We start from the raw sequence: 17,350 nt of genomic DNA on the forward strand, positions 1-17,350 counted from the left end.
TCTTCGGCCGATGGGCCTTTATCCGGAGATCGAGCCGTACGACCACGGCATGCTCGAAGTCGGCGACGGCAACCGCGTGTACTGGGAGGTCTGCGGCAATCCGCTGGGGAAGCCCGCGGTCGTGCTGCACGGAGGGCCGGGGTCGGGGTGCACGCCGTTCTTCCGGCGGTACTTCGACCCCGAGTCGTATCGGGTGGTGCTCCTGGACCAGCGCGGGTGCGGGCGTTCGACACCGCCCGCGAGCGACCCCCGTACCGACATGAGCGTCAACACGACCAAGCACCTGCTGGCCGACCTGGAGTTGCTGCGGCGGCACCTGGGGATCGAGCGGTGGCTGGTGTGGGGCGGGTCCTGGGGGTCCGTGCTGGGGCTCCGCTATGCGCAGACGTATCCCGACCGGGTGTCCGAGCTGGTGCTCACGGGGCTCGCCACGGGGAGCCGGGCGGAGGTCGAGCTACTGACCCGGGGGCTCGGGCGGATCTTTCCGGCGGCGTGGGAGGCGTTCCGGGACGGGGTCCCGGAGGGGGAGCGGGACGGGGATCTCGCCGCCGCGTACAACCGGCTCCTTGAGTCCTCCGACGCGGAGGTGCGGGCCGCTGCCGCGCGGGCGTGGACGGACTGGGAGACGGCGTTCGCGTCGCAGCCGCCGCGGTCCGTTCCCCGGTACGAGGACGAGACCTTCCGGGCGGGATTCGCCCGGACCGTCACGCACTACTTCGCCCATGACCACTGGCTGGGCGGGGACGAGGTCGTGCTGCGGGACATGGGGGCGCTGGCCGGGATTCCGGGGACGCTGGTGCAGGGGGTGCTCGATCTCGGGAACCTGGTGGGGATTCCCTGGCGGCTCCAAGGGGCCTGGCCGGGGAGCGAGTTGATCCTTGTCGAGGATGTGGGGCACAACGCGGGGGCGCGGGGGATCGCGGAGGAGCTGGTGCGGGCGACGGATCGGTATCGGGCGGGGTGAGGTGCGGGCGGTCCCTGCGGGGCTTTCCCCAATCCCGCCCCTTCCCGAAACCAAGGGGCTCCGCCCCCTGGACCCCCTTACAAGATGTCCTCAAACGCCGGACGGGCTGGAACAGCCCGTCCGGCGTCTAATCCTGTTCTTCCTCGCCGAAGAGCTGCCGCACCGTCGACCGGTAGTTGGTCCTGACGTGGGCCAGCGCCACGCCCCGCGCCCGCTCCGCATCCCCCGAGGCCACCGCCTCGTACAACTCCCGGTGTTCCGCGAGGAGATGCGTCCACTCCTCGTTCCGCCGCGTCATCCACCGCAGCCGCCCGTCCACCGGCTCCATGACCGAGGTCAGCAGACCGTTTCCCGCCATGGCCAGGAGGCGGTCGTGGAAGCGCGTGTTGATGTCCGTGATCGCCTCCGCGTCCGCCGTGCGCGTCGCCTTCGCGGCGCTGTCGAGCAGGGCGGACAACTCCGCGAGGCCCTCCTGCGTGGCGCGCTGCGCCGCACGACCCGCCGCGAACACCTCCAACGCCTCGCGCAGCTCGAAGAGTTCGGTGACATCGGTGCGGGTGAGGCGGCGGACCACCGTTCTGCGGGGGGTCTCGAACATGACGAAGCCCTCGGCGACCAGGGCCCGGATCGCCTCGCGGACCGGGACCCTGGACACGCCCAGCCGCTCGGCGAGCTCCCGTTCGACCAGGCGGTCGCCCGGCCTGAGGCGTCCGGCGATGATCTCCTGCCGCAGCTCGGCGAGCACGCGTTCGCGTACGGCGGCCAGCGGCTGCTCCACGGTCGTCATGGGGTCCATCATTGCCGAACCTTGGATCGATTTACCGATTCGTAACCGCGCGGACATTGCCGGGCGCCTCCGGGAGCGGGAGCATGACGGGATCTTTGGTATACCAAACTTTGGTATACCAAAGAGCGCCGCACCTCCGTCCCCCCTGCAGGAGGCCCCGTGTCCCTCACCCAGCGCGCCGACGCCCCAGGCGTCGCGGCCGACTTCGTGCCCGATCCCCGCCTCACCAACGAGGACCTCGCCCCCTCCGCCGAACGCAACTGGAAGGTCTTCGACCTCTTCGCCCTGTGGATGTCCGACGTCCACAACCTCGGCAACTACACCTTCGCGGCCGGTCTGCTGGTCCTCGGCCTGAACGTCTGGCAGATCTTCACCTCGCTCCTCGTCGGCTTCGTGCTCATCTACGCCGGGATGAACATGATGGGCCGCATCGGACAGCGCCACGGCGTGCCCTTCCCCGTCGTCAGCCGCATCAGCTTCGGCGTCTGGGGCGCCAACATCCCCGCCCTGATCAGGGCCGTGATCGCCATCATGTGGTACGGAATCCAGACCTATCTGGCCTCCATCGCGGTCAATGTGATGCTGATCGCCGCCTTCCCGAGCCTGGACGCGTGGACCGAGCACTCCTTCCTCGGCCTGCACGCCCTCGGCTGGTGTTCGTTCGTCGCCCTCTGGCTGGTGCAGGGGCTGATCATGACCCGAGGCATGGAATCCGTACGGAAGTTCCAGGACTTCTGCGGGCCCGCCATCTGGGTCGTGATGATCGCCCTCGCCGTGTGGATCCTCTGGAAGGCCGGCTGGACCATTTCGCTCACCAGCACCCCGAACCCGGTCTCCACCGGTGAGCAGGTGCGGCAGTGGTTCGGCGCCATCGGGCTCATCCTCGCCACCTACGGCACGCTGATGCTCAACTTCTGCGACTTCTCGCGCTTCGCCCCCGACTACCGCACCGTCAAGCGCGGCAACTTCTGGGGCCTTCCCATCAACTCCACGGCCTTCGTGATCCTCTCCGTCATCGTCACGGCGGGCAGCCTGGAGGTCTTCGGCAAGGCCATCACCGACCCCGCCGAACTGGTCGCCGAGATCGGCAACACCTGGGTCCTCGTCTTCGGGGCGCTCACCTTCGCCGTCGCCACGATGGGCGTGAACATCGTGGCCAACTTCGTCTCACCCGCGTACGACCTGGCCAACGTCTGGCCGCAGAAGATCACCTTCAAGATCGGCGGGATCATCTCCACGGTCGCGGCCCTGCTCGTCACGCCGTGGAACCTCTATTCCAACCCGACCGTCGTGAACTACTTCCTGGGCGGGCTCGGCGCCTTCCTCGGACCGCTGTTCGGGATCATCGCGGTCGACTACTTCTGGGTGAAGCGCGGTCGCATCGACGCCGAAGCGCTCTTCAAGGCCGAGCCGGGATCGCCGTACTACTACAAGAAGGGCGTCAACCCGAAGGCGCTCGCCGCCTTCGTGCCGACGGCAGGATTCGCGGCGGTGTGCGCGCTCGTGCCGTTCTTCGACTACGTGGCCCCGTACTCCTGGTTCATCGGCACGGCCACGGCCGCGCTCCTGTACGCCGTGCTGTGCCGCGCCGAGCGGACCGCCGCCGTCGCCGCCGAGGTGGAGGCCTAGTGCGCATCGTCGTCACCAACTGCAATACGACCCGGGCGATGACCGAGGAGATCGTGCGCGGCGCCCGGGAGGCCGCCGCCCCCGGCACCACGATCACCGGGCTCACCCCCGCCTGGGGGCCGGAGTCCGCCGAGGGGTGGCTCGACAGCTATCTTTCGGCGGCCGCCGTTCTCGACACCCTGCGTGGGCATGAGGAGCCGTACGACGCCGTGGTGATGGCCGGGTTCGGCGAGCACGGACGCGAAGGCGCACGCGAGCTCCTCGACGTGCCCGTCGTCGACATCACCGAGGCCGCCGCGCATCTGGCCTGCCTCCTAGGGCGGCGGTACGGCGTCGTCACCACCCTCGACCGGGCGCGCGGCCAGATCGAGGACAGCCTGCACGCGGCGGGCGTCGGACAGAACTGCGCCGCCGTGGTCGGGACCGGCCTCGGCGTCCTGGACCTCGGCGACTCCGAGGTCACCGTCCGCGCCTTCCTCGCCGCGGCCGAACGGACCCGCGACGCGGGCGCCGAGGTCCTGGTGCTCGGCTGTGCGGGAATGACCGGCCTCCAGGAGAAGGTCGGCGCCGCCCTCGACATGCCCGTGGTCGACGGCGTGGCCGCGGCGGTGAAGCTCGCCGAGTCGCTCGTGGGCCTCGGCCTGACCACGAGCCGCGTCGGCGGCTACGCCAAACCCCTGCCGAAGACACGTACTTGGGCGCCGCCGTCGGAGTGATTCTTCGGGTGATCTGCCGCCCGACCGGCGGTGTACGAGGCCTCATGAGGGCCGGGTCACCGCAGACTCCGGGGAATGCGCCGGGCCCATCCGGTGCCGAGCAACTGGAGGTGCCCGGTGTCGCAGCCGCCCTTCCGATCCCCTGAGCGTGTCCGTCCCCGCCTCGCCCGGTTCCTCGCCGCCGCGCTGCTGCTGAGCGCGGCGGCTTCCGGTGCCTCGGCGTCCGGTGCCCCGGCTTTCGGTGCCCCGGCTTCCGGAGGGGCGGCCAAGGGTGCGGCCGGTGCCGCGTACGCCGCCGCGCACGCGGGCGACGCCCCGGGTCCCTCCTTCTGGGTCGACCCGGACACCGCCGCCGCCCAACAGGTCACCGCATGGCGCCGCCAGGGCCGCAGCGCCGACGCCCGCCTCCTGGGACGCATCGCCGACCGCCCCCAGGCCGTGTGGCTGCACAGCCCGGGGCCGGGACCCGTGGTCCGCGCGGCCACACAGGCGGCGAGCGCGACGCGGCACACCGCGGTGCTCGTCGCGTACTTCATCCCGCACCGCGACTGCGGTGACTACTCCGGGGGCGGGGCGGGGACCGCGGCGGAGTACCGGCGGTGGATCGACGAGTTCGCCGAGGGCATCGGCGACCGTGCCGCATACGTCGTCGTCGAACCGGACGCCGTCGCGCAGAAGATCGCGGGCTGCGCGAAGGCCGACGCCCGCGAGCGCTACGGGCTGCTCGCCTACGCCGTCCACCGCATCAAGGCCCGCCCGCACGCCAAGGTCTATCTCGACGCGGGCAACGCGGGCTGGATCCCCGCCGAGAGCCGCCTGGTGGGCCCGCTGCGGCAGTCCGGTATCGCCAGGGCCGACGGCTTCGCCGTCAATGTGTCCAACTATCAGACCGACGCCGTGAGTTCGGCGTACGGGCACCGCATCGCGGCAGCACTCGGCGGCGACAAGCACTTCGTCGTCGACAGCAGCCGCAACGGCAACGGCCCCTACACCGGCGGCGGCAACGAAGCCTGGTGCAATCCGCCGGGCCGCGCACTCGGCACTCCGCCCACCAGCTCCACCGGCGACCCCGCGCTCGACGCCTACCTGTGGATCAAGCGCCCCGGAGAGTCCGACGGAACCTGCCGGGGCGGGCCGAGGGCGGGTCAGTGGTGGCCGCAGTACGCCCTCGGGCTCGCGAGCAGGGCCCGGGGCTAGGTCTGGTCGGGGACCACTGCCGTGGCGGTGATCTCGACCAGTTGGCCGGTGTAGCCGAGGCAGGTCGTGCCGAGCAGGGTGGAGGTGTGCGGGCCCTTCGCGAGCAGGTCGGAGGCGCGGACGACCTCCCACGCCTGGCTCAGCACGCCGGGTTCGTCGCTCACGACGTACACCGTGCTCGCCACCACCTGGGTCAGGTCGCTGCCGATCGCGCGCAGGGCCTCGTCGAGGTTGGCGACGACCTGCGCGGTCTGGCGCGCGACGTCACCCTCCCCGACGAGGTTCCCCTCGGCGTCGAGCGGCACCGAGCCCGCCATGAAGGCGAGCTTGGTGCCGGCCTCGACCAGGGCTGCGTGGGCGTATCCGGGCGGCGGGAAGAGGGTGGGTACGACGGTTCGGTGAGTGGTGGCCATGGTCCTGATCCTGCGGGAGGCGGCCGGCGGGACGCATCCGAATTTCACCCGGGCAATGGCAGGCGGGCCTGTCTCAGCGCACCGCCGCCGGTGAACTCCCGCTCCGTACCAGCAGGTTCGGCGCTCCCTTGCCGTCCGCCGGCGTGGTCCAGACGTCGCGCTTCCTTCCCTGTTCGCCCGGGAGCGCGTACGCCAAGGTGTCGTCGTCCAGCCATGCGGCCTGGTCGTCGACGCTGCGGGTCTCGGCGAGGGGGTGTTCGCGCATCGTGCGCAGGTCGAGGACGTAGAGACGCCAGGGTTGCGAAGTCCCCTTCCGAACGCGCTTCTTGAAGGCCAGCCGTGTGTTGTCCGGGGAGAGGGAGGGGCACTCCACGTTGGTGCGCAGGGTGCGGGCCGCCCACTTCTTCATGTCGCCCTGGACCAGGTACGTCTTGCCCTTCGTGGAGACGGTGGCGTAGAAGCGGTTGTCGTCGTCGGCGAAGGTGACGCCCCAGTAGTTGACGTCGGGGGAGTGATAGCGGCGGCCGTCGAGGGTGAGGGGGATCTCCTCCATGTTCTTGATCAGGTAGCCCGTGCGGGTGTCCAGGATCGAGGTGCGGGTGGAGAAGGAAGAGCCCGCGTACGAATCCCCCGTCGCGAACATCGTCCAGGACAGCATCCGGCCCGACGCCGAGACCCGGGCCCGGTTGGGGATGCCGGTGAGGGCGATGCGGCGCTTCTCGCGCAGCTGCCGGTCCAGGACGAGGGCGTACGACGTGGGCGGGATGCCTGGGCGGCGCTGGAGGCAGAGCGCGGTGTCGGCGGCGGCGTAGAAGCGCTCGCAGGAGGGGCCGCCCGTGGTGCGGGCGCCCTTTCCCGAGGCGTTGACCGTACGGGCTACGCGGCCCGCGCCCGCTTCCGTGCCGCGGAAGTAGAGGTGGCCCGGGTCGAGTGCGAACTCCGATATGGCGGAGGTCGGTTCGGCCCGTTCGGCCGCGTGCAGGGTGTAGCCGACGGCCACCGTCGCGAGGACGGCGGCTGCCGCGGCCACGGCGATGATGCGGGCGCGCAGGGACTTGAGGGCGGGTGCGGAGGTGAGGGCGGGGCCGGGTGTAGGGGGCTTCATGTCTGGGTCTGCCTTTCCCGGCGGGGGAGGAGCGCCGTCGCGCCCGCCAGTGCCGCCGTCAGTGCGAGCGCCGCGCAGGTCAGGGCCGGGCCGATGCCCCACAGCGTCCAGGCCGCGCCGAACCCGGCGGCCGCGACGAGGCGGGCCAGGGCCTGGCCCGTCTGCAGGACCGCCATGCCGCTGGCCCGGCGTCCCCGCGGCAGCACGGGCGTGGCGAGCGCCATCAGGACGCCGTCGGTGGCCGCGTAGAAGACGCCGAGAAGCAGGAGTACGCCGATGAGCAGGGCCCATCCGTCGGCGGGGGAGAGCAGCAGGACGTATCCGCCGAGCAGCGCCACATGCCCGGCCAGGAAGGGCACGCGGCGGCCCGTGCGGTCGGCGAGGCGCCCGGCGGGCACGGCCAGCAGCAGATAGACCGCGGCGGCGCCCAGCGGAAGCAGCGGGAACCAGCTCACCGCGAAGTCGAGCCGCCGCTGGAGGAGCAGGTAGAGGAAGGCGTCGCCGATGGTGGCGGCGCCGAGGAGGGATGTGGCGCAGAGGATGCGTCGGAAGGCGGGGAGGCGCAGGAGGTCAAGTGCGGTGCCTCGGGGCTGTGTTGTGGCCGACTGGGATGTCGGGGTCGGGGTTGGGGTCGAGGTCGGGACCGGTGTTGGGGTTGGGGTTGGGGGTGGGGTTGGAGCCAGTGGTGGTGGCGCGGCGGCCCGTCCCGGCACGAACGCGATCAGTATCAGCACTCCGAGCAGCCCGAAGCAGAAACTGACCACGAACACGGCGTCGTACGCGTCCGCCGTGGCCCAGAGCAGCGCGAACGCGGCGAGCGGACCGAGCAGCGCGCCCGTGGTGTCCATCGCGCGGTGCACGCCGAACGCCCTGCCCAGGGCGTCCGGCGGGCTGCTGAGCGAGATCAGCGCGTCGCGCGGCGCGGTCCGCACGCCCTTGCCGATGCGGTCCGCGGCGAGCGCCGCGCCGATCCCGGCCGTGGCGCCGCCCGCGAGGAGCAGGCCGAGCCGGGAGAGCGCGGAGAGGGCGTAGCCGCCGCCCGCGACGAGCTTGTGCCGTCCGCCGCGGTCGGCGGCGTACCCGCCGAGGAGTCGCACGAAGGCGGTGACGCCGTTGTAGAGGCCGTCGAGGAATCCGAACTGGAGTGGTGATAGCCCTAGTTGGAGCACGAAGTAGAGCGGGAGTACCGCCGTGACCATCTCGGAGGAGATGTCGGTGACGAGGCTGACCGCGCCGAGGGCGAGGACGGGGCCGGCGACGCGGCCCCGTCCTGTCTTGGTCCCGGCCTTGGTCCCGGTCTTGGTCCCGGTCTTGGTCCCGGCCTCGGCCGTGGGAGCAGCCTCAGCCTCGCCCTTCGCCTTGGCGACCGCGTTCGTTGATGCCAGATACATCGCAGCGACTCAGCAGCTCGGCAGCTCAGCAGCTCAGCAGCTCAACGGCACTTGTAGGACGGGCTGCTGTCCTTCGTCGCGCCGTCCGTGCCGACGAGGTTCCAGGAGAAGCCGGTGTCGGTGAAGCTCAGCTGCACCACGCCGAACTTCTTCGTGATCCGCTTCTGGCTGTTGGGCTGGACTTCCTCGATCTTGTAGGGGTTGGCGCCGCCCATGCCGCCGAGCAGCTCGACGATGCCGTTGGCGTCGGCCTTTCCGTCCGGGTTCTGCGGCGCGAACCGCTCGTAGTGGTGGTCGTGGCCGTTCATGACCAGCTCGGCCTTGTTGGCGTAGAGGAGCTTCCAGATGGGCCTGCTGACCGGGTCGTTGCCGTGCTCGCCCGAGGAGAAGAGGGGGTGGTGCCAGTAGGCGGCCACGCACTTCTTGGAGTTGGCGGCGAGGTCCGCCTTGAGCCAGTCGATCTGCGACCTGTCGTCGAAGCCGTTGGAGTCCAGCGCGATGAAGTGCCAGTTGTCCTGGTCGTAGCTGTAGTAGCTCTTGCCCTTGGGGTAGGCGACGCTGCCGAAGTAGGACTTGTAGCCCTTCAGGGCGCCGTCCGGGTCGTACGTCTCGTGGTTGCCCGGCACCGGACGCGTCTTGTCCTTGAACGCGCCCCAGCTGGTGTCGTAGTAGTCCTCGAAGTCCTTGAGCCGGGCGTCGTCGTACTGGTTGTCGCCCATCGTCAGGACGAAGGACGGGTTGAGCTTCTCGACGAGCGCGGCGGTCTTGGGGTGCGCGCAGCCGCTGTCGTCCGAGGTGCACTGTTCGGCGATGTCTCCGGCGGCCACCGCGGTGAAGGCCGCTTTCGTGTCCTTGCCGCTCGGCGCGGCGTCGGCCTCGTCGGCCGGGGACCAGAGGAGGACCCCGCCGACGAGCGCGAGGGAGACGCCTGCGGCCAGGGGGATGGCCCAACGGGCTTGGGGCGTACGGGATTTCGTGGCGCGGGGGGTGGGCGGCATGTCCGTCTCCTAGATCGGCGTGGGGGGCCGTGAGCGGTGCGGAGGCCAGTCGCAGGCATCTTGTCGAGGCGCCATGTCCGCGTCAATAACTTCGGCGGATTATTGTTAGGAAAGTTTCCTACCAGAGCTCACCTCGGGGCGGCTGGCCTAGGGTGGCGTGCGGGAATGACGTGCGAGTGGCTGAGGGTGAGCGGGGCGGTGAACTAGGTGGTGGGCGAGGTGGCGGACGTGATGGCGGGGGGTGCGGCTCGGTCCGTCGCGACTGCTGGCGCCGCTGACGCTGCTGGCGCCGCTGACGCGCCCGCTGCCGGGCTCCTCCGGGAGCTCGTGCGGACCTGCGCTGCTGTTTTCCTGCCGGCCGAGGTGCCGCGGGAGGGGCGGATCGCGTTCTGGGCGCCGGCGGGGAGGCTTTCTGGGGGTGGGCTTCTTGGCGGCGGGCTTCCTGGGGGTGGGCTTCCTGGGGGTGGGGCTGCTGGGGGTGGGCTTGCTGGCGGGGGCGGGGTGCCCGGGGCTGGGATTTCCGGTGTGGGTGGGCTGTCTGGTGGGGGTGGGTCTCCCGGTGTGGGTGGGCTGCCTGGTGGGGGCGAGTCTCCCGGGGTGGGCGAGTCTCCCGGTGTGGGTGGGCTGCCTGGTGGGGGCGAGTTTCCCGGCGTGGGCGAGATCCCCGGTGTGGGTGAGCTGACTGGTGGGGGTGAGATTTCCGGTGTGCGTGAGCTGCCCGGTGTGGGTGAGCCTCCCGGCGTGGGTGAGATCCCCGGCGAGCTGCCTGGCGTGAGCGAGCCTCCCGGCGTGGGCGAGCTGCCCGGCGCGGGTGAGATCCCCGACGAGGGTGAGCTGCCCGGTGTGGGCGAGCCTCCCGGTGTGGGCGAGCTGCCCCGCGAGGGAGAGCTGCCCCGCGTGGCCTGGCTGCCCGGTGCCGTCGCGGGGGAGATCGCCGTTGTGCGCCCCCATGGCAAGGGGGTCCGCACGCGTACCGTCCCCGCGCTGATCCTGCCGGTGGCCGAAGCCGTCGGGCTGTTCCTGCGGGCCGGTCCCGCGCACCCCGCCGTGGCCTGCTGGGCCGCCGCCACCCGGCATGCCCTCCACCTGGCCGCGCGGGGCAGGCTGCTGCCGGGCCTGACCCGCGGCGACCTGGACGCGTGGCGGGCGGGGCCGCTGGACGCCGCCGACGTCACGCAGCTGCGGGCGATCGCCGCCGCACTGCCGGCCGAGGCGCACGCCGTACCGCTGCCCGGCAGCAGGCCCCTCCTGCTCCCCGAGCCGTTCGCCCTGGTCAGGGCCTTCGTCGACGCGGTGGTGGACACCCTGCCGCGTACGCCCGCCGCGGCGCACGCGGTCGGCGCCCCCTTCGCGGCGCGGGAGCCGCAGCGGCTGCCGGGCGCCCGGGAGTGGGCCGCGGAGGTGGCGGCCGGGATGGACGCGGGGGTGCGGGTGTCGCTGCGGCTCGACCTACAGGCGCACGAGGTGTTCGACGGGGCGTCGGTCGATGTGCCCGACGATGTGCCTGATGGCGTACCCGCTGCTGAGCCGGGCGGCCGGACGGGTGGTTTCCGTGAGCGCGGCGGCTCCCGGGGAAGCAGCCGGACAGGCGGCTCCGGCTCCGGCTCCGGGGGAAGCAGCCGGACGGACGACTCCCGCTCCCGCTCCCGCTCCCGCGAGAGCGTGGCGAGCCCCGCGGCGGCCGTCGTGCAGGTGCACAGCCTCGCTGACCCCACCCTCGTGGCGGACGCGGCCCAACTCTGGTCCGGCGCCGACCACTTCGGCCCGCGAGCCCGCGTGGACACACTGCTCGCGGTGCGACGCGCGGCCCGCGTATGGCCCCCGCTGACCCGCCTCCTTGAACGTCCCCGCCCCGACGTACTGCCGCTGAGCGAGAGCGAGTTGTACGAACTCCTCGGCACGGCGGCGACCAGGCTGGCCGCGGCGGGTGTGGCCGTGCACTGGCCGCGTGAGCTGACCCGCGGCCTGACGGCAACCGCGGTCGTACGCCCCGCGCCCGGCACCGCGGCGGACAACTTCGACTTCTTCAAGACCGAGCAACTCCTCGAATTCCGCTGGCAGTTGGCTCTGGGGCCCAACGACGGCGAGGGCGGCGACGGCGATGGTGAGGGCGGAGGGGGCGGCCCCCTCACCGAGGCCGAGATGGACATCCTGGCGGAGGCGCACCGCCCGGTCGTACGCCTCCGTGACCAATGGGTCCTGGTCGACCCCGAACTCGTACGCAAGGCACGCAAGCGGGATCTGGGACTCCTGGACCCGGTGGACGCGCTCTCCGTCGCGCTGACGGGGGCGGCGGAGGTGGACGGCGAGCGGGTCGAGGCGGTCCCGATCGGCGCGCTGGCCACGCTGCGGGAACGCCTGACCGACGACCTGCGCCCCATCGCCCCGCCCCCCGCACTCGCCGCCACCCTGCGCGACTACCAACTGCGGGGCCTGGCCTGGCTGGACCGGATGACGTCGCTCGGCCTCGGCGGCTGCCTCGCCGACGACATGGGCCTGGGCAAGACGGTCACCCTGATCGCCCTCCATCTGCACAGGGCCCGCCCCGAGCCGACACTGGTGGTCTGCCCGGCATCGCTGCTCGGCAACTGGCAGCGGGAGATCGAGCGGTTCGCGCCGGGGACGCCGGTGCGCCGCTTCCACGGCACGGGCCGCAGCCTCGACGGTGACCTGGCGGGCGGCTTCGTCCTGACGACGTACGGGACGATGCGTACGAGCGCGCCCGAACTGGCCGACCACGCCTGGGGCCTGGTGGTGGCGGACGAGGCGCAGCACGTCAAGAACCCGCACGCGGCGACGGCGAAGGCGCTGCGCACGATCCCCTCCCGGGCGAGGGTGGCGCTCACCGGAACCCCGGTCGAGAACAACCTCTCCGAACTCTGGGCGCTGCTCGACTGGACGACGCCGGGGTTGCTCGGCCCGCTCAAGTCGTTCCGCGCACGCCACGCGCGCCTGGTGGAGGGCGGCGAGGACGACGAGGCGATGGCGCGCCTGGCCCGGCTGGTCCGCCCCTTCCTCCTGCGCCGCAAGAAGTCCGACCCGGGAATCGCCCCCGAACTCCCCCCGAAGACGGAGACGGACCACCCGGTCACCCTCACCCGCGAACAAGCCTCCCTCTACGAAGCGGTCGTACGCGAGACGCTCGCCCGCATCGAGGCGTCGGAGGGCATCGCGCGCAGGGGCCTGGTCATGAAACTCCTCATGGCGCTGAAGCAGATCTGCAACCACCCGGCGCAGTACTTGAAGGACGGCGAGATCACGACACGCGGGGGCCGCTCCCGCTCGGGGAAGCTGGAGCTGCTCGACGAACTCCTGGACACGATCCTGGCGGAGGACGGCGCGGTCCTGATCTTCACGCAGTACGTGGAGATGGCGCGCCTCCTCGAGTCGCACCTGTCGCGGCGCGGCATCGGCACGCAACTCCTGCACGGGGGTACGCCGGTCCCGCGGAGGGAGCAGATGGTGGACCGCTTCCAGTCGGGCGAGGCACCGGTGTTCCTCCTCTCCCTGAAGGCAGCGGGCACGGGTCTGAACCTCACCCGGGCGGGCCACGTCATCCACTACGACCGCTGGTGGAACCCGGCGGTCGAGGAACAGGCCACGGACCGCGCCTACCGCATCGGCCAGACCCAGCCGGTCCAGGTCCACCGCCTGATCACGGAGGGCACGGTGGAGGACAGAATCGCCGAACTCCTGGCGGCGAAGCAGGCGTTGGCGGACGCGGTACTGGGCGGCGGAGAGGCAGCACTGACGGAACTGTCGGATGCGGACCTCGCGGATCTGGTGTCGTTGCGGAGGATGTCGTGAGGGGCGCGGGCGAGGGCGCGGGCGGCTTGGGCGGTGCAGGCAGTGCGGGCCGTACGGGCGGTGCAGGCAGGGCTGGCAGTGCAGACGGCGCTGGTGGCTTGGGCGGCGCGGGCAGCGCAGTCGGTGCGGGCCGCACGGGCGGTGCAGGCGGTGCAGGCGGTGCGGGCCGCACGGCCATGAACTCCGCCAGCGGCGCCTCCCACACCGGCTCCGGCGCTGGTCCCCACACCGGCTCCGCCAGCAGTGCCTCCCACGCAGCCCCCGGCGCGGGCTCCCGCACCGGCTCCCGCACCGGAATGACCTCCGCCAGCCGCGCGACCGGCGCCGGTCGCGTCTTCCCCCCGCTCCCTCAACACCCCGACCCCAAGGCCCCGTTCGCCACGTCCTGGTGGGGCAACGCCTGGATCGGTGCCCTGGAGGGGACGTCGCTCGACGCGGGCAGGCTCGGGCGTGGGCGGGCCTACGCCCGTGAGGGTCACGTCGACACGATCACGGTCGCCCCGGGCCGCATCGTGGCGTACGTACACGGCAGCCGCCCCCGCCCCTACCGCGCCGAGATCCGCATGCGCACCCTGACGCCGGAGGACTGGAACAACTTCCTGGACGCGGTGGCCACCGAACCCGCCCACATCGCGGCGCTCCTGGACAAGGACATGCCGCACGCGCTGGTGGAAGCGGCGGAGCGAGCCGGAGTGCAACTCCTCCCCGGCCCCGGTGACTTGGTCCCGTTCTGCACCTGCCCGGACCACGGCCGCCCCTGCAAACACGCGGCAGCGCTCACCTACCAGACGGCCAGACTGCTGGACGCCGACCCCTTCGTACTCCTCCTCCTGCGAGGCGGAGACGAACAAGCACTCCTCGACGAACTGGCCCAGCGCAACGCGCACCGGGCGGCCCGCGAAGAATCCGCCGCGACGCAAGGCGGCGCGACCGGCGAATCCCTCCCCGGCACCCTGGCCCGCGACGTCCTGGCGACGGAGTACCGCCCCCCGCTCCCGCCCCCGCTCGCACCCCCCGCCCACCCGGGCGAACCCCCGCTCCTGCCCTCCCTGCCGGGAGCCCCGGACCCCACGTCCCTGGAGTTCCTGGCCACGGACACGGCGAACAGGGCCCACGCGTACCTGACCACCGGCGCGAACCCCCTCCCCGCGACCGACCCCTGGCACGACGCGGTCCGCCTGGCCGCGTCCCACCCCGGCCTCACTGGCCGCCGCACGTTCAGCCGCCAGTTCGCCGAACTGGCGAGGTCGGTGCACCACACCCCCGCCGACCTCTCCCGCGCGGCGGCGGCCTGGCGCCAGGGCGGTGAGGAGGGCCTGTCGACCCTGGAATCGCCCTGGGACCCCCCGGCGGGCCCCTTCGACCGGGCCCGAGGCGCCCTGATCACGGCAGACCTCCCCCGCATGACCATCCACCACAACCACCTCACCAACGCCTCGGGCTCCCTCCAACTCCGCTACGGGCGGGACGGCCGCTGGTACCCGTACCGAAGCGAGCCGGGACGGGACGACTGGTGGCCGGAGGGGGAGGCGGACGCGGATCCGGTGGGGGCGCTGACGGCAGTGATCGGCTACTGACCGCCCCGCCGATCCATCACGCACTCAGGTGAGCGAGCAGGTCGTCCCCCGCCGGGTAGGGCCGTTCCGCGGGGAGGAGGCTCTCGACGGTCGCGAGGCCGTTCTCGCGTACGAGGGTGTGGATGGCCCTGGCCCGCTCGGTGACGTCCGTGATCGAGACCGTCCACTCGTCCGCGTAACGCCGCGCGGCATCGCCCGTCAGGCCCAGTTGGAGGGAGCGGTGCGGGAGGGGGTTCAGGTGCGGGTCGCGCTCCGGGTCCCACTGGACCCGGGTGGGAGCACGCCGCAAGTCCCGCTTCCAGGCCGCCTGGGAGGGATGGAGCCCGCGCGCGTAGTGCGACAGGCACGCGTGGCGCAGCGCCCACTCGAAGCCCTCGCGGGTGATCTCCACCGCCAGAACGGTCTCCTGCCCCTCCTTCGTCGCCCAGCCGCAGCGGTACATCATCCAGAGGAAGCTCGGCTTGATCCATGTCATGCGATCGCGCTTCCAGGCATCGGGAAAGCGGCCTGCGCGGGCCGCGGGCTCACCGATCTCGGGGGCGTACGCCTGGTAGACGGTGACCGTCGACTCCGTGTAGAGGGCTCGGATCTGGCGGGTGGGCGGTGCGGCGGTGTCGTCGGCGTCTGTGCGGTTCATGGTCGTCAGCCTGCGGTCCGAGTGAACTCGCTGGCCAGCGAATTGTTCGAACCGCCCACCAACCGCCCACGAGGCGTTCACAAAGCAGTCGTCGAGCGTCACATCACGGAAATACGCACGCCCCTTGCTCGCCAGGAACACCGTTTACGGTGGAACACACGCCCAGGCCGATGTCGTCCGGCGGCGCGTACGCACGTGCACATCCACACCTACGTGCGTACACGTACACCTCCCGACGACGACTGAGCAGGTGAGCCCCCTGATTTCGCTGATCCCGCGCGCCGCTTCCCTTCCGCCCTGGCTCGGGCATGCCCTGCGTACGCAGCGTGGGCCCGTGCCGTGGCATTCCGTGGTGCGGGGTGCGCTGGCCGCCGGGCCGGTCTTGTGTGCGGGTGTGGTTGCCGGGCGGGTCTCCCTGGGGGTGGTGGCCGCGCTCGGGGCCATGCTGGCCGGGATCAATGACCGGGCGGGGAGCAGGCGCGTCGCCGTGCGGCGGCTCGGGGTGCCCGCGCTCGCGGGGGCGGGTGGGCTCGTCCTTGGGGCGTACGTCGGTGAACGGGTCGGCGGGTCGTATCTGCTGCCGCTCGTGTTCGCCGTGCTCGGGCTTTTCGCCGGTGCCTTCAGCGCTGTCGGTACCGTCGCCTCCGCCGGTGGTACGCAACTGCTCGTGGCCGCCGCCATCGGAGCGGGCATGCCCTTGCCCGAGCCCGGATGGCAGCGGGCGCTGTTCTTTCTCGCCGGGGCCGGGTGGCTGCTCGCGCTGCGGCTCGTCCTGCCCTCGCCCTCGCCGGGCGAGGGATGGACCGGCGCCGGTGCGGGCCGCCCTTACCGACTTGACGGCGAACGCACCGCCGTCGCAGCCGTCTACGAAGCCGTCGCCGCGCTCCTCGACTCCGCCGGCACCTCCCGGTCGACCGCCCGCCGCGCCGCCCTCACCGCCGCGCTCGACCAGGCCCAGGACGCCCTCTCCGGGCCACGCCTGCGCCGCCGCGCCAGCTCCGCGGCCGAGCGGCGGCTGCACGCGCAGTACCTCGCCGCGCTGCCGCTCGGCGAGGCGGCGACCGCGCTCGCCTGGGCCGGGGAGCCGCTGCCGGAGCGTGCCGGAGAGGGGCCGCGCCGTCTCGCCGCCGCCGTCCGCGACGGCGTTCCCTGCGGGCCGCTGCCCGCGCCCGCCCGCTCCGGCGCCGGGCTGCGCGCCCTCGACGACGCTCTGCTGTACGCCGCCGAAGCCTTCGACAGCGGCATCGCGAAGCCCCCGCGCGGCGGCGGGCGCGGACCCGTCGGCCTGCTGCGCACGGCTGCCGGGCCCGGCGGGCGCGAGTACGGCGTGCGCGTCGCGCTCTGCTTCGGGGCGAGCGCGGCCGTCGCGCAGGCCCTGCACCACCCGCACTGGTACTGGCTGCCCGCCACCGCCGTCTTCCTGGTCAAGCCCGACCTCGGGCCGCTCGCCTCGCGCGTCCTGTGCCGCGCGCTCGGCACCGTCCTTGGCGCCGTCCTCTTCGCCGCTCTCGCCGCCCTGCTGCCGCGCCCCGCCGGGCTCGTCGCCGTCGTCGCCGTGTGCGGTGCGCTGATTCCGGTCGCCACCCGGCACTTCGCCGCCCAGACCGCCGTCGTCACCGTGCTCGTACTCGCCCTCGTGATGGTGGGCGGGGAGCCGCAGGCCTCCTGGGGGCGGATCGGCGAGACGCTGCTCGCCTGCGGGATCGTCCTGCTCGTCGGGCATCTGCCGTGGCCGGTGCAGCGCGGTGGCCGCGTGCAGGACCGGCTCGCGGCGGCCCGCGAGTCCGCGCACGCCTATCTGCGCCACGTCCTGAGCGGCGCGGGCGACGGAGGGCCACCCGTCGACGGCGACCACCGCGCCGCCCGCTGGGCCCTGCGGCGCGATGCCTACCGGACGCTGGCCGAGGCCCGCGCCGCGATCGACCTGGCGGCCGCCGAACTCCCCACCCTGGCCCGGCACTCCGCGGGCTCGGAGAAGGTGGCGGCCACCCTCGAACGCCTCGTCGACACCACGACCGCCTGCGCGGTGCACGTCGACGACACGGGCCGCCTGCCGCGGCGGCACGCCGAGCGCCTCGACGCGCTGCTCGCGGAGCTCACCGCGGTGGCCTGACCGACCCGGACGACAC

13 protein-coding genes are annotated in these 17,350 nt (G+C 72.5%); 7 read left to right on the forward strand and 6 right to left on the reverse strand.

What is annotated here, in order from left to right; translation table 11 throughout:
* Positions 1 to 10: 10 nt before the first annotated feature.
* The gene (gene pip / locus ACFUPX_RS18435; RefSeq protein ID WP_383323003.1) at positions 11 to 964 is read left to right on the forward strand and encodes a prolyl aminopeptidase; all 954 of its coding nucleotides are present in this window, start codon (positions 11 to 13) and stop codon (positions 962 to 964) included.
* Positions 965 to 1,091: 127 nt separating this feature from the next.
* Here the strand turns inward: pip and ACFUPX_RS18440 are convergent, their stop codons facing one another.
* Complete coding sequence (locus ACFUPX_RS18440; RefSeq protein ID WP_383323006.1) at positions 1,092 to 1,751, reverse strand: GntR family transcriptional regulator; 660 nt, start codon at positions 1,749 to 1,751, stop codon at positions 1,092 to 1,094.
* A 159-nt stretch (positions 1,752 to 1,910) separates the two neighbouring features.
* On the opposite strand from ACFUPX_RS18440, the gene ACFUPX_RS18445 reads away from it, so the two are divergent.
* From ACFUPX_RS18445 to ACFUPX_RS18455, 3 genes are all read left to right on the forward strand, one after another.
* Positions 1,911 to 3,380: an NCS1 family nucleobase:cation symporter-1 gene (locus ACFUPX_RS18445; protein WP_383323009.1), complete on the forward strand. Its 1,470-nt coding sequence runs from the start codon at positions 1,911 to 1,913 to the stop codon at positions 3,378 to 3,380.
* Positions 3,380 to 4,096, forward strand: coding sequence for an aspartate/glutamate racemase family protein (locus ACFUPX_RS18450; RefSeq protein ID WP_383323012.1), 717 nt, complete (start codon positions 3,380 to 3,382; stop codon positions 4,094 to 4,096). The genes ACFUPX_RS18445 and ACFUPX_RS18450 overlap by 1 nt, the downstream gene beginning before the upstream one ends.
* A 117-nt stretch (positions 4,097 to 4,213) precedes the next feature.
* The gene (locus ACFUPX_RS18455; protein WP_383323015.1) at positions 4,214 to 5,293 is read left to right on the forward strand and encodes a glycoside hydrolase family 6 protein; all 1,080 of its coding nucleotides are present in this window, start codon (positions 4,214 to 4,216) and stop codon (positions 5,291 to 5,293) included.
* On the opposite strand, the gene ACFUPX_RS18460 is transcribed toward ACFUPX_RS18455, so the two are convergent.
* The 4 genes from ACFUPX_RS18460 to ACFUPX_RS18475 form a co-directional block, all read right to left on the reverse strand.
* Entirely contained in the window at positions 5,290 to 5,706 is a 417-nt protein-coding gene (locus tag ACFUPX_RS18460; protein ID WP_383323018.1) for a RidA family protein, read from the reverse strand. The two genes, ACFUPX_RS18455 and ACFUPX_RS18460, sit on opposite strands and share 4 nt — an antisense overlap.
* A gap of 73 nt (positions 5,707 to 5,779) precedes the next feature.
* A complete protein-coding gene (locus tag ACFUPX_RS18465; RefSeq protein ID WP_383323021.1) occupies positions 5,780 to 6,811 on the reverse strand; it encodes a TolB family protein in 1,032 nt (343 codons plus the stop codon).
* Complete coding sequence (locus tag ACFUPX_RS18470; RefSeq protein WP_383323024.1) at positions 6,808 to 8,202, reverse strand: MFS transporter; 1,395 nt, start codon at positions 8,200 to 8,202, stop codon at positions 6,808 to 6,810. Before ACFUPX_RS18470 ends, ACFUPX_RS18465 begins: the two co-directional genes overlap by 4 nt.
* A gap of 41 nt (positions 8,203 to 8,243) precedes the next feature.
* On the reverse strand, positions 8,244 to 9,200 hold the full coding sequence (locus ACFUPX_RS18475; protein WP_383323027.1) for a metallophosphoesterase family protein: 957 nt from the start codon (positions 9,198 to 9,200) through the stop codon (positions 8,244 to 8,246).
* 231 nt (positions 9,201 to 9,431) lie between these two features.
* Between ACFUPX_RS18475 and ACFUPX_RS18480 the strand changes: the two genes are divergently transcribed.
* Both ACFUPX_RS18480 and ACFUPX_RS18485 read left to right on the forward strand, forming a co-directional pair.
* Positions 9,432 to 13,007, forward strand: a complete 3,576-nt coding sequence (locus ACFUPX_RS18480) for a DEAD/DEAH box helicase (protein WP_383323191.1) — start codon at positions 9,432 to 9,434, stop codon at positions 13,005 to 13,007.
* Between the two features lie 176 nt (positions 13,008 to 13,183).
* Entirely contained in the window at positions 13,184 to 14,584 is a 1,401-nt protein-coding gene (locus ACFUPX_RS18485) for an SWIM zinc finger family protein (protein WP_383323030.1), read from the forward strand.
* A gap of 16 nt (positions 14,585 to 14,600) precedes the next feature.
* Here ACFUPX_RS18485 and ACFUPX_RS18490 read toward each other — a convergent pair whose 3' ends face one another.
* Positions 14,601 to 15,221 (reverse strand): DUF4291 domain-containing protein, encoded by a 621-nt coding sequence (locus ACFUPX_RS18490; RefSeq protein ID WP_383323033.1) that lies wholly within the window; start codon positions 15,219 to 15,221, stop codon positions 14,601 to 14,603.
* A 250-nt stretch (positions 15,222 to 15,471) separates the two neighbouring features.
* Between ACFUPX_RS18490 and ACFUPX_RS18495 the strand changes: the two genes are divergently transcribed.
* The gene (locus tag ACFUPX_RS18495; protein WP_383323035.1) at positions 15,472 to 17,334 is read left to right on the forward strand and encodes an FUSC family protein; all 1,863 of its coding nucleotides are present in this window, start codon (positions 15,472 to 15,474) and stop codon (positions 17,332 to 17,334) included.
* The last annotated feature ends 16 nt before the right edge of the window (positions 17,335 to 17,350 follow it).

It is taken from the genome of Streptomyces sp. NPDC057302 (assembly GCF_042667685.1).
In the GTDB taxonomy this organism is placed as follows: Bacteria; Actinomycetota; Actinomycetes; order Streptomycetales; family Streptomycetaceae; genus Streptomyces.